10 protein-coding genes are annotated in these 13400 nt (G+C 39.2%); all 10 read right to left on the bottom strand.

The features are described 5' to 3' along the window. Positions 1-77: 77 nt before the first annotated feature. Positions 78-257 carry a hypothetical protein gene (locus MHB44_RS06190; protein ID WP_341301993.1) on the bottom strand — a complete coding sequence of 60 codons (180 nt, stop codon included), beginning with the start codon at positions 255-257 and terminating at the stop codon, positions 78-80. A 583-nt stretch (positions 258-840) separates the two neighbouring features. After that, positions 841-1449, bottom strand: coding sequence for a TetR/AcrR family transcriptional regulator (locus MHB44_RS06185; protein ID WP_341301992.1), 609 nt, complete (start codon positions 1447-1449; stop codon positions 841-843). Between the two features lie 168 nt (positions 1450-1617). Then, on the bottom strand, positions 1618-5388 hold the full coding sequence (locus MHB44_RS06180) for a cadherin-like beta sandwich domain-containing protein (protein ID WP_341301991.1): 3771 nt from the start codon (positions 5386-5388) through the stop codon (positions 1618-1620). A 56-nt stretch (positions 5389-5444) separates the two neighbouring features. Beyond that, positions 5445-6422, bottom strand: a complete 978-nt coding sequence (locus MHB44_RS06175; protein WP_341301990.1) for a hypothetical protein — start codon at positions 6420-6422, stop codon at positions 5445-5447. 286 nt (positions 6423-6708) lie between these two features. Further along, positions 6709-7707 carry a 1-acyl-sn-glycerol-3-phosphate acyltransferase gene (locus MHB44_RS06170; RefSeq protein WP_341301989.1) on the bottom strand — a complete coding sequence of 333 codons (999 nt, stop codon included), beginning with the start codon at positions 7705-7707 and terminating at the stop codon, positions 6709-6711. A 336-nt stretch (positions 7708-8043) separates the two neighbouring features. Then, positions 8044-8211 carry a hypothetical protein gene (locus MHB44_RS06165; protein WP_341301988.1) on the bottom strand — a complete coding sequence of 56 codons (168 nt, stop codon included), beginning with the start codon at positions 8209-8211 and terminating at the stop codon, positions 8044-8046. 704 nt (positions 8212-8915) lie between these two features. Continuing rightward, on the bottom strand, positions 8916-9161 hold the full coding sequence (locus MHB44_RS06160; protein ID WP_341301987.1) for a DUF4351 domain-containing protein: 246 nt from the start codon (positions 9159-9161) through the stop codon (positions 8916-8918). 150 nt (positions 9162-9311) lie between these two features. Then, positions 9312-10328 carry an Rpn family recombination-promoting nuclease/putative transposase gene (locus MHB44_RS06155; RefSeq protein ID WP_341301986.1) on the bottom strand — a complete coding sequence of 339 codons (1017 nt, stop codon included), beginning with the start codon at positions 10326-10328 and terminating at the stop codon, positions 9312-9314. 248 nt (positions 10329-10576) lie between these two features. Beyond that, positions 10577-11443: a 2-oxoacid:ferredoxin oxidoreductase subunit beta gene (locus tag MHB44_RS06150; RefSeq protein ID WP_341301985.1), complete on the bottom strand. Its 867-nt coding sequence runs from the start codon at positions 11441-11443 to the stop codon at positions 10577-10579. Further along, on the bottom strand, positions 11443-13182 hold the full coding sequence (locus MHB44_RS06145) for a 2-oxoacid:acceptor oxidoreductase subunit alpha (RefSeq protein WP_341301984.1): 1740 nt from the start codon (positions 13180-13182) through the stop codon (positions 11443-11445). The genes MHB44_RS06150 and MHB44_RS06145 overlap by 1 nt, the downstream gene beginning before the upstream one ends. Between the last annotated feature and the right edge of the window lie 218 nt (positions 13183-13400).

Raw genomic sequence — 13400 nt, 5'->3', positions numbered from 1 at the left:
CAAAAAAATGACATTAAAGCCTGAACATATAGAATTATATGAACGCCAGCGTAATATAAGAAATAATCCATTATGCCTCAGCGTAATTGTACCTGCGCTAATACTTTCGGTACATAAAATATCTGATGCTTCGCTTTCGATACAAAAGACATTTGCTGAACCAAGATAAAGTTTTCCTTTGTCAAGAGCAGACTGCTTGCTCCATTGTAAATTCCGCCACCTAAGGCTGTTGAATTTCCATTAAATTCAACATTCATTAGGTTTCAGTTTATGAAAGAGGGTCTATAGTATTATGGACAGCACCTCCATAGTCACCATCACTGCCTGCTGTTAATGCTTTATCTCCAATAAATTCAAGATATATTCGCACGCCCATCCGTAATTGTGACACCATTAAGAAGTGCTGTTTCATCTAATATATTTGACGGATTAAATAAATGATAGAATACACTATAAGCATTTGTTTCACGAAAAAAATCACCACTTAATATAGTTTTGTGTGTTTCGAAATTTCGGTGTGTGAATACTGTTTCATTCCCTTTAAACCCTCCCAAAATTTCTACACTCTTTTTCATACGGAAGGCTACGCTACGTGCATCTATTCTATCTGACCTTTTAGTTGGTTTATATATTCCTATTTGGTCGCCTACATTTTCCTTGTCTAATGCTTCCGACTATACAAAAAAGCTGGGACAAAAAGAAAAAATGTTAGACCAAGTTCCAAATAAGTCTGTCACTTTTTGATTTAGAGAGGAATATTCAACTTAATGAAATAAAAAAATTGTTATCCATTTTCGCTATTTTTCAAAATAATGGCGTTCTGTTCCAGCTTCTTTTAAGCTATTTTCTATTATTTTCTCTATCCAACATACCCTCTATTAATAAGTCTACAATATCATTGGCTATTTCTTCTGGCCCTTTTTTCTTAGGCAGTAATTGGATAAACGTTAATCGTTCAATCATACCGATTAAACACTCTGCAACCATTTGTGTATCCAGATTTTTACGAAAATAGCCTGCACTTACTTCAAAATCAAGATTTCCTTTAATTTGCTGAACAATTTGTGTCTTGATATCATTTGCCTTTGTAGACAAATAAAACCCGATGCGCGTTAAATTTGGGTTCTTGCAAAAGAATGTTAATAATTCCTTTAAATTATGGACAATACGCGCTTTAACTGTTGGTGGCTCTAGCTGAGGCTGTAAACGACTTTTCTTTGCATACTCCATTAGTCGTAGGTAAAATAAATTTTCTAGTTCTTCAAAAATAGCCTCTTTATTTTTAAAATATAAATAAAATGTAGGCTGACTTAATGATGCACCTTTTACAATCGAACTCACCTTTGTTCCGTGGTATCCATGCTGTGCAAATTCTTTTGCTGCTATTTCAAGTAGTAATGCCCGACTTTCTTCTCCAATTGCGCCTTTAGGTCTTCCTCTTTCTGCCATCACAGATACCCCCTTTAAAAATAAAAGCTATTAATAGGATACCATGAAAAACTTTACACAACCAATATGCTGAATAGAATGGATCAAATGAAAAGCTTGGAAGAAACTAGATACTTCCAAGCACTTTTGTTGTTCATGCAGAACGGAGGTGTTCTTTTGAAGCAAGCCCTACTGCATGTACATGATACGATATAAAAATGTGACGAACTGTGCACGGGTCACAGGTTTATTTGGATAGAAATAGCCATTGTCGCCAAGTGCAATGCCTTCACGCTCTAATGTAGCAATATAGCCTGCTCCCCAATGATCGCTACTTACATCGCTAAATGAAGTTGTTCCTTCTGGCGTTAGCTCCATCATCCCCACAAGCACCTTTGCTAGCTGAGCACGTGTCATTTTTTCGGTTGGTAGGAACATCCCCTCTTCTGTGCCATCTATCATTCCAGCCTGCTGTAATGTGCGGATTGCCTCATAATATGGATTCATTGGGGGAACATCTGAAAAATCATCTGTTGTTCGTACCGATTCAAATGAAAAGGCTCTAGTTATTAGCGCTGCCACATGCTGCCGACTGATCGACTCATTGGGGCGGAAGGTACCATCCTCATAGCCTTGAATAATTCCCTGCGTTGCTAATGCCTCAATCATTTCCTGTGCCCAGTGCTTCTCAATATCTCGGAAAGTTACAATTGATGGCTTGGGCTGCGATTCTTTTGGGGCTTCCAATTCCTCCGCTGGTAAGGCTATCCATTTTGCATAAAGTGCTAAATCTCCTCGAACAAGCACATCCTCTGCCCATGGAATTGTGAATGCTTCATCCTGATACCAGCCCTCAAATTGGTAGCCCTCTCTTGTAGGTACTGGTAAATCACTAATTTTCGTATGATAAGCCACCTTGATCGGCTCCAGCATTGTCCCTCCATTTGTATAAAATGTAATTGTCATAGAGGTTGGTGGAGAGGGATTATTGCCGCTTGTTGGCTCTTCCATCGGTGCTGGGCTTGGTGTCGATTCATTCCCAACTACAACCTGCTCCACGGTGATAAAAGCTGTGGCTGTTTGCCCCCCATCTACTGTTGTGACGTCAATTTCTGCTTGACCTGCCGATTTTGGTGTGACTCTGCCCTGTTCATCAACAGTGGCCACACTTGGGTTATTGCTTCGCCAGCTCACACGCTGATTACTCGCATTTATTGGATAGACTGTTGCTGTCAATGCAACTGGGTGCTCTCCTACTTGTAGCCGTAATTGTGTTGGTTGGATCATCACGCTTGCAACGGGAATGATCGTTTCCTGTACAAGCAATGTGTAAACACTCTGTTCCCCATTTTGCGCTGTCACAATGATGGGAATGGTCATCGGTTGGCTCATCGTTAACGTAATCGTATCGGCTGTCGTAGGATGCCCGTTAATCATCACGCTTGCATCCATGTTCGTTGGCAGCGCTGTCACTTGTAATGTAGAAGCAGCAATAGCTGGCTGCACGGTATAGATTGTGGTAGTTGGCTGGAAGCTTGGACTTAGGATGCCATTATCTACAACCAGACTTTGCAGGGTTGCATCGCTTGATGGTGCACGTGCTATCATCACTGTATAGGTCTTTTGGATTATACCATCTTGGGCTGTGACGACAAGTGGAATCGACACGGCTTGCCCTGCTACTAGTGTCACTGTTTCCGCTGTTGTATGTTTTCCATTTATAGTAAGACTTGCTTGGTTATCCGTTGTAATAGCGGCAACATCCACTGTCGTCACATGATGCTCTACCTGCACCGTATAGGTTTCTTCATTTGCCGTGAATGCTGGGCTTAACGTACCATTACTGACCGTTAAACTTTGCAACGTGGCATCGCTTGATGGCGCACGTGTGACTGTCAATGTATACGTTTTTGTTGTTTTCCCGTCCTGAGCTGTCACAACAATCGGGATGATTTTGGTTTGCCCTGCTGCTAGCGAGATGGTTTCTTCTATTGTTTGCTTGCCATTTATGGTAAAACTCGCTTGACTATCCATTGTAATCGCCGCAACATCCACTGTCGTGACGCTAGTGTCTACTTGCACCGTGTAGTTTTCTTCATTTGGTGTAAACAACGGGCTTACTGTTCCACTACTCGTCGTCAAACTTTTTAAGGTCGCATCACTTGATGGGGCTCTTGTTACTGTTAATGTATACGTTTTTGTTGTCTTGCCATCTTGAGCGGTCACAACAATTGGAATTATTTTGGTTTGCCCTGCTGCTAGCGAGATCGTTTCTTCTGTTGTTTGCTTACCATTTATGGTGAAACTGGCTTGACTATCTGTTGTAATAGCAGCAACATCTACTGTGGTGACGCTAGTGTCTACTTGCACCGTGTAGTTTTCTTCATTTGGTGTAAACAACGGGCTTACTGTTCCACTACTGGTCGTTAAACTCTTTAAAGTCGCATCCGTTGATATGGCTCTTGTTACTGTTAGTGTATAAGTCTTTTTTGTGTTGCCATCCTGAGCTGTGACGACAATTGGAATCGTCTTTGTTTGCCCTGCTACTAACGATACCGTTTCCGTTGTTTTCTTACTACCATTAATCGTCGTACTTGCCCCATTATTTGTGGTTAAAGCTGTAATTTGGAGGGCGGATACCGTATGTGCTACCTGCACGGTATAAGCCTCTCGACTCGCTGAGAAAGCTGGGCTTAATGTACCGTGGTCTAGCGTTAAGCTTTTTAAAGTCGCATCCGTTGATGGTGCTCGTTTTACAGTTAACGTATAGGTCTTTTTGCTATGACCATCTTGAGCCGTAACAATAATAGGAATAGTATTATTCCCCACCTCTAGATCGACTTGCTCGCTCAATGTGCCCGTAGCTGGCGTCTTTCCTTCTGCATTGATTTTTGCAAGCGCATCCTCAGCTTTTGCCGTAATGGTCAATGTGGATACATGATGAGCTACATTGATTGAATAGTTATCTCTTGTGGATGAAAAGGCTGGATTTAGGGTGCCTGTATTCACAGTTAGGCTGCTTAAAGTTGCTGTAGATGGTAAGGGCGTCATTTTTTGCACACGCTTGTTCCGTGTATCGGTTACATATATATTCCCTGCCGAATCCATTGCGAGATCAGTTGGATAGTTAAATTGACCATTGCCCGTACCAAATCCACCCCATTCCGTTAAATATTCACCATTTGATGTGAATTTTTTAATGCTATGATTACCAGCATCCGCCACATAAACATTGCCCTCTGCATCAATAACAATGCCAGCTACTTCCTTAAAATCCCCAGTCCACTGGGTCAAAAATGTGCCATCTGCTTTATATTTTTGCACCCATTGATTATCACTATAATAATCACGATTCGTCGTATACACATTGCCATCTTTATCTATTGCAACATAAAGAGGTTCCGAAAGCCCACCGAATTGCGTTATATATGTACCATCTGATGTAAATTTTTGGACGCGATTATTTCTAGCATCCGCCACATAAACATACCCTGCTGAATCGATTGTAATTCCCCAAGAGTAGTCAAATTGACCATTGCCCTTCCCATACTTTCCCCAGCTCTTTATCCAAGTATCATCTGATGCGAATTTTTGAATGCGATGATTGTCATAATCTGTAATATACATATTCCCTGCCGCATCTACGGCAATACAGGCAGGTCTATGAAATGGGTCAATATTCAAATTCGGATCAGCATTATACCAATCTTTTAGATAATTACCATCTGAATCAAATTTCCAAACTGTGTGTGTGTAGTGATCAACGACATAAATATTGCCATCTTTATCTATATCCATCCCCATGATGCCCCCAAAACTAGGTCCAAAAAAACCTGCCTGTAGTCGAATCGGGTTAAATTGACCTGCCTCTGAAGCCTCTACAGTTGGTGAAACGATAAGAGAAAACTGGATAACGACATACAGCATTATGAAAAAGCTAAGCTTCTTTAAGCTTATCATAATAATCCCACCTCCTTAGTTAATATTATTAAAAAGTAATATGTGGTTATACAATTTCAGTTACTTAGGTGAATTCTATACCGTAGTAGGATGGCTACCACAAAGCCACTTATAATGAAAAACGCAATCGCAGCCAGAATGTATGGAATCATATCAACTCCAGCAAAATGGGTAGCAATTGAAAGAAACAGTAGGACCACAGATGAAAGAACAACTGAATAACTAGATTGATTGTTATATAGGGACAGCACCCACTGTTTGTTTTCTGTCACAGCAAGATGGGTCACGAGTAATCGAGTAAATAAATAGAACAATCCATAGAAATATCCAATGACGATTCCCCAGCCCACCAAAAAGAAATAGGCATCAACTGGACGAAGCCATAGACAAAATATTTGGACAACCAATACAGAAGAAAGTATGACAAGCTTACGAGAGTATACCAAAACTTCCCGATGTGCCATGCTTTGTTTTATTTGAATTGTTCTTTTATTGATAATAACAGAAACAATCGCGGTCAAATTCATAATAGTCAATAATAAACCGCCTTGTACAATCGGGTGTTTAAGATGATAAAAATCCGTGACAATAAATATCGCATTGCTTGAAAATAATAGTGACCCTGTTGCAGTGCTGATGACATAAATAAGAAACAACCAGTCCTGATACTCCAGCTTGTGTCGTCTTTGATCTAACAGAACCCCTACAGTAGGAACCACAATAGACTGCTTATGCTGAAGCTGTTTCCACACGCCAAACGTAATAAAGCCCGTCAATACCATCATTAACAGGATATTCGGCCAGCCTATGTCAGCAAAAAAGGAAAAATATACTGGTGCAACTATCATACCAAGCAATTGCATCAAGGTAACACTGTTCGCATGCGCTTTAATTCCTGCTTCCGATGTAGACTGAACATAATGTTGATCCAGCCCGTTAACAAGCCATTGCGAAATCGCACGTGCCCAAATAAACGAACATATAAACCATGTAACATAGCCTGTCTCAAGTACAAGAATAAGCGCAAGAAGCAAGGTGACAAACCCTCCGATTGTGAAAATAGTTCGTCTTACTCCTAGCAAGTCACTGACGAAAAGGTGATGTTTATGAGAAATCCGCACAGCCCCGATACTTCCCAACGAGCCTGCCACAAGACAAATGGAAAGCCACAGTTCTTTGGAATCAGGATATGTCACTGAAAAGAAGGCTTGGGGGATTACGTTTTGCAGCCCCGTTCCAATAAAGGAAATAAAAAAATAAAGTAAACTGCGTCGATAATAGAAAGCTATCGTCCCCACCTCTTTCTTATCAATCGAAATTTCAGCCTCTATTTACCTGTATGTTATTGTCAAGATTCGTGTTTCCATACATCCAATGTGCAAACTGATTTAACCATTGTGCTACCTCATTTGCTGGATAATTCAACTTTCTTTGCTCCATTCCAGCAATCAGCGCCTTGCTTTCGGGCCCCACATCACTGTAGGTAGCAAGTGTATGCAGAAGAACCGCATAGGATTCTACAACCCCAGTTTCATTCATCCAACCCCTTACTTTTTTCGCAAAATCTTGGTCAGGAGCATAAGGAACTTCCTTTTCATTAGGAATGCCCAATTGATTGATACCTTGTAAAATAACTTTTTTTTGTTTTTCTATGGAAAGTAACCGCAATTTCTCGGGCAAAATAGGTGTACCGATGTAATAATCTTGGCATCCATAGCCGACAGGGAAATCAATGCGCTCTAATAAGGGCTCTACTGGCAACCCTCCCGTAAAACGGACTGGAACAATTGGCACATTAGCTTCTATGGCTAACTTTATAACATTCCTATTCATTTGTGTTGATGCTTCGCGACAGCTTATTGCTCTTGTACCATCAACATGAATCAATAGGGAAGTCTGTTCCTTCTGTAAAATAGTTGACATCTGTTTTAAAATTTTTAAAAATGTCCGAGGCTTCCTTCTGTCAAACAAAATCATACTACGATGGGGATGATAGCCTGGATATAACGAGCTATGCGAAATCAATTGACCTAACCAGCTTTGTTGATGTTCCATCTTCGCTAATGAGCAAATCGGCGTTTGGGTCAGACCCCCTACAATCATACAAAACAACATCGACTCAATAGCTGTCTGATGATTCGCTACATAAATAACAGGTTTTCCCTGAATAGTCGCAAAACCATCTGTATCGGCAGCAACAAGTCGATGTACAAATTTAGAATATAGACTAGTATAGATATCTTCTATCAACCAATTTGAAGTAGAATGCGTTGATCTCCAAAAAGTATGAATACTTGAAAAATCAATGTCAATCTCCATTGAACCACTTCCTTCACTTATTATATCTCACCTGACAATAACTTTTTTACAAATATTAGTTATATAGAATTCATGTACAAGAACAACTAAACAGTCTTCTTTAATTCTTTGCCCCATCAGAAATAGTATCATTATCTATTTCTGATTTTATATTACTATAAAATAATATAAAACAATATAAAAATTTTTCTCTATGATCATAATGATGTGAAGCTGTCAGATAGCCTCACTATTTATTGCTACATTACTCAGTATAAAACGCTACCAATTGGGTTCTTGTCATAGATGCTCCAGGGTGAAATTTCCTATTATCCCCCAATGTAATCCCTGCTCGCCCTAGTGCTGCAATATAGCTTGCACTCCAATGATAGCTACATCCTTAGCAGAACTTGTACCTTCAGTTATGAGCCAATTTGCTAAAATTTTCGCTAATTGTGCGTGTGTGATATTATCTGCTGGATGAAAGGCTCTATCAGAGAAAGCTGTTACAGAGCGGATTGCCACAATATTTTCTATCTTTATAATATATTATTTTTTAGTAATATTTAATTATAAAAATGAAAAAACTTATCTTTTTTAAAAAATACCCACAAAGCTGAAGCAAACATTTGCAAGCAGAGGCAATACTCGCGGAGTAAGAACCTATACTCGCGAATATAAAAATAGATATCAACACTAGAATCATTTAAACCCTTGTCAATTATCTGCCATGTTGTGCAGCATCTTATAAAATTTAATGCTAGTGTTATCTATGAAAATTGTTGTGACTTGTATTTCTACAGGATTTATTGCTATATAGCTACCTATTTATCGTCTTCATGATAGGCAATAACGGAGAAAAAAATGAAAAGACAAACAAAAAAGAGTAACAGCTACACTCACCTGTTACTCTTTGGTTTAATTTGTATATGATAATATGTATTTTTATGGAATATTTGTAGTACTTGTATCGTCTCATCTTTGCTTGTGTACTCAAAAATACGAATGCCCTATTGCTCAAATATTATAATAACCCATAATGAAAAGGCTCCATGTCTAATAACAATAATATTCTATCCAAAATTGTTATATAGCAATTTTCGATTCTGATTTTACACTATTCTTCTAAAAAGAAAAGAAGGGCTTTTCGCTTTTCACAAATTCTTCAAAAACATGCAATGGCGTTGTTATACTAAAAACAAGACGAGGTAACTACAACCTCGTCTTGTTTATTGAAATAAATAGCCCTTTACTTCATCCAAATCACTAAATGTAAAAATATTGGATACAATTTGATTGAGGGCTTCGATATTTGCTTGGCTAATTCTATGCTTTAGCTTCTCAGGTAGCTCACCGAATTTTTGTGTTAGTTGAATAATTGTCATTCTTGATAAAGCTTGCATTTCGCCTTCTTGTCTACCTTCTTGTCTGCCTTCTTCACGACCCTCATTTCTTAAAATCTCCGCCAATGTCATTGCTAGGTCACTTCCCTTCAATTCATGCTTTTCAAGACGTTTGATGATTTTGCTTATCTTGTCTTTTATTAAATTGTTGCCACAAATTATTATTTTTCAGCTTCTTTAAATAACAAAAGGCATATAACACAAATTCTTGACATCTACTTATTATGACAAGTACCGCTTCACTTCCTCCAAACTACTAATCGTGAAAATATTTGCTACGATTTGGTTGAGAGCTTCGATATTTGCTTGGCTAATTCTATGCTTTAGCTCCTCAGGTAGCTCACCGAATTTTTGTGTTAGTTGAATAATTGTCATTCTTGATAAAGCTTGCATTTCGCCTTCTTGTCTGCCTTCTTGTCTGCCTTCTTGTCTGCCTTCTTCACGACCCTCATTTCTTAAAATCTCCGCCAATGTCATTGCTAGGTCACTTCCCTTCAATTCATGGTTTTCAAGACGTTTGATGATTTTGCTCATATCTTCTTTTGTTAAATCGTTTCCGCCTTCATAAATATAGCGTAACATCGTTTCCACATAACCAACTGCCGATTGTTTGTCTTCTAGCTCCTCTAAATAACGAAAGGCGCGAAATACAGATAAAAGAACTGCTTCCCCGCTTTTAATTTTTATATCGCGGAATAAGGTCAATAAAATACGTGTTTGGACTTCCCCTCGTATTTCTTCATCTGTATAGTTAGATAAATCATAAAATAAATAGTTAAAATTTGGTACATAAGCCTTTACTGCCTCTGGCAATTCCTCATAGCCGTCAAGTAGTTCCCCCAAACTGGTTGGTGAATTCCATTGTCTTTCATCATGATAAATCACCAATGGAAGGACAATTGGGAGCTTCTTTGCACGTTCTTTTACGCGCTTGGCTTCCCAAATATCCAACATATACCGCAAGAGCTGCAAGGTTGTACCCTTATCTGGATAACTCTTATGTTCAAACAATAAATATAAATAGCCTTCTCGCTGACAAATATTCACCTTAAATAATAAATCTGAGAAGCTTTCCTCTAATTCAGGTGTTAAAAAGCTATCCTTCTGTGGTTCTAGTGTGCTTAAATCTAATACTTGCAATACTTCCTGTGGACAATAATTCAACAAAAAATCCCTCGCTACAGCGACATTTCCAAAGGATTCCTTAAAAAACTTATCATGTGGATTTCGCAATTTCACCTATGGTATCACCTCACTTATGAACAGTTGTTATTATCCTTATTATACAATTTTGCTTACTCAGGTGCGAATGATACCTTATGACATAAAAACGCTACAAATTGAACTTCTGTTACTAACTTCATTTGGGTGGAAATTATCGTTCTCATCAAGCACATGCTTCTACTATAAAAATAATTAGTTATTCTCGTTTAATTTACGAATACAAAAAGCATTTGAGATACAACTACCCCAAATGCTTTTTCTCTTTACATAAATTCTTTTATTAACGCATTAAAATCATTTTCGCTCATTTTAATGTCAATATCTGTTAATGGTAGCTCAGAGTAGCCAGGTACTTTTTCTTGATACGATGTTGTTTCTGTATCCTGATAAATAATGCCTGTTACTAAGCCCTCATGCTCCATTACTGTACGCATCGCCATGCCGCGGTCAGAGTTGTCATAGCCTTCAATATCAGCAAGCTTTGTTAAGTTCTCTTTAAACCAATCGTATGTGTTCACTTTGTTATAGGTCACACATGGTGAAAAGACATTGATAAACGAGAAGCCTTTATGATTAATGCCTGCTTCAATTAAAGCTGTTAATTCTTTAATATCTGTAGAGAAGCCTTGCGCCACAAATGTAGCACCACTTGTTAACGCTACCTCTAATGGTTTCAATGATGGCTCAATCGCGCCACCTGGTGTCGATTTTGTAATAAATCCAGCAGCCGAACGTGGCGAAGTTTGACCTTTTGTTAAGCCATAAATTTGGTTGTCCATCACAATGTACGTAATATCAATATTACGGCGGATTGCATGAATCGTATGCCCCATCCCAATCGCAAAACCGTCGCCATCACCGCCCGAAGCAATGACATGTAAATCACGATTAGCCATTTTTAAACCCTGTGCAATTGGCAATGCACGACCATGAATCCCGTGGAAACCGTAGGAATTAATATAGCCTGAGATACGACCTGAGCAGCCAATCCCTGAAATCACCGCAAGCTCATTTGGTTCAATGCCGACATTTGCAGCAGCACGTTGAATAGCTGCTTGTACTGAGAAGTCTCCACAGCCTGGGCACCAGTTTGGTTTCACTGTATTACGAAAATCCTTAAACGTTGCCATTAGCGAGTCAACTCCTTCACACGATTTTCTAATTCACCTGGCAAGAATGGTGTACCATTATATTTAGTGATTGTTGCGATCCTATCGTGCCCTCCAACATTCATCTTCATAATATTGGCTAGTTGGCCAGTATAGTTATTTTCCACAACAATAACTTTTTTCGCCTGTGCTATAAGAGGCGCCATTTCCGCAGATGGGAATGGATGAATTAAGCGAATATGGGCATGATTCACTTTTATTCCCTGTGCATTCAGTCGCTCTTGCACTTCCTCAATAGCCCCTCTTGTTGAGTTAAAGCCTACTAATAAAATATCGGCTTCCTCATGTGGCGTATTGACATGGACTGGGTTATCAAATTTCAAACTCTCTAATTTACGGAAGCGTTTATCCATTTGTGTTTGACGATTACCCGTTGCTTCAGATGGCTTCCCTGTTTCATCATGCTCCACACCTGTCACATGGTGAATGCCATGTAATGTACCAGGAAGCACACGAGGAGAAACCCCATCCTCTGTATCTTCATAACGCTTGAAATAAGCTTTATCTACCGCTTCTTCTAGCTCATCTGTCACAATTTTACCACGGCGAATGTCAATTTTACTGTAATCAAATGGCTCTACAGATTGTTTACCTAATGATAATTGTAAATCCGTCATTAAGATAACAGGCAATTGTAGCTCTTCTGCAATATTAAACGCTTGAATCGTATCAAAGAATGCTTCCTCCATTGTAGAGGGTGCAATGACCACTTTTGGAATTTCTCCGTGTGTGCCATACAGCATTGCCATTAAATCCGATTGCTCTTGCTTTGTTGGTAAGCCCGTTGAAGGACCTCCACGCTGTGTATCAACAATCACTAATGGCTGCTCTGTCATCCCCGAAAGACCGATCGCCTCCATCATCAATGATAGACCAGGACCTGCAGAAGCGGTAAAGGAACGAACACCACCGAAGTTAGCGCCAATCGCCATTGTTGCTGCGGCAATCTCATCTTCTGTTTGAATGACTGCACCACCGAATTTTGGTAATTTTTTAATTAAGTATTCCATAATTTCAGAGGCTGGCGTAATTGGATATGCTGCCATAAAGCGTGTACCAGCAGCTAATGCGCCAAGTGCCACTGCATCATTGCCAATCATAAACATACGGCGTTTGCCATCTGCTGGTGCAAGTGCCCATTCTCCAACACGATCCCCTAAAAGCTCATTCATAATCTGATGGCCGCGTGCAATCGCCTCCATATTTTTTTGAACAACCTCTTCACCTTTTCTACCAAAAATATCATCGACTACATTTTGGAACACTGCATCCTCTAAATTAAGCAATGAAGCCGTTGCTCCGATAGCCACCATGTTTTTCATTAACGATGTACCAAGTTCCGCTGCTATTTCTGTAAATGGCACAGCAAATAATGGGGCCTGTGAATCTTCTGGCTTCACAGGATCAAATTTTGCATCCGCTAAAATAATACCTGTGTTTGTTAGTTCTTGATAATTGACGTCAATTGTTTCTTGATCAAACGCCACTAAAATATCTAAATCATCCGCAATTGCACGCACTTCTGTTGGACGAACTGTAATCTTATTATTCGTATGGCCACCTTTAATTCGAGAAGAGAAGTGACGATAACCATATAGGAAATAACCTAAACGATTCATTGCCATTGAGAAAATTTCGCCTGTACTCTCAATCCCTTCACCCTGTTGCCCACCGACTTTCCATGAAAGCTGATGTAACATGTCAACAACTCCTTAAATCCAATGTATACTATTATTTTTCCTTCATAAGTTTAACACGAAGAAACCCTTCTGCACTATTGTTTCTCAACGATTTAGGCGAAAATCAGACCTTTGACTGAAAATCCTGTTCAAAAAGTTGTAATTTTCAAATCTAAGCAAAATCACGCCCCTATTTCAAGTGACATCTATCATATGTAAACAGGAAAACGAAAAAATGC

The organism is Lysinibacillus sp. FSL H8-0500 (assembly GCF_038051955.1).
GTDB classification, from domain to species: domain Bacteria; phylum Bacillota; class Bacilli; order Bacillales_A; family Planococcaceae; genus Lysinibacillus; species Lysinibacillus macroides.
The sequence above is the reverse complement of the archived record's forward strand: the minus strand, read 5'-3'. Positions and strand labels throughout refer to the sequence as shown.

Bases quoted from the DNA above. Each gene is read 5' to 3' on its own strand.
- MHB44_RS06190 (WP_341301993.1), bottom strand. From the start codon at position 257: ATGAATGTTGAATTTAATGGAAATTCAACAGCCTTAGGTGGCGGAATT.
- MHB44_RS06185 (WP_341301992.1), bottom strand. From the start codon at position 1,449: ATGGCAGAAAGAGGAAGACCTAAAGGCGCAATTGGAGAAGAAAGTCGG.
- MHB44_RS06180 (WP_341301991.1), bottom strand. From the start codon at position 5,388: ATGATAAGCTTAAAGAAGCTTAGCTTTTTCATAATGCTGTATGTCGTT.
- MHB44_RS06170 (WP_341301989.1), bottom strand. From the start codon at position 7,707: ATGGAGATTGACATTGATTTTTCAAGTATTCATACTTTTTGGAGATCA.
- MHB44_RS06160 (WP_341301987.1), bottom strand. From the start codon at position 9,161: ATGACATTGGCGGAGATTTTAAGAAATGAGGGTCGTGAAGAAGGCAGA.
- MHB44_RS06150 (WP_341301985.1), bottom strand. From the start codon at position 11,443: ATGGCAACGTTTAAGGATTTTCGTAATACAGTGAAACCAAACTGGTGC.
- MHB44_RS06145 (WP_341301984.1), bottom strand. From the start codon at position 13,182: ATGTTACATCAGCTTTCATGGAAAGTCGGTGGGCAACAGGGTGAAGGG.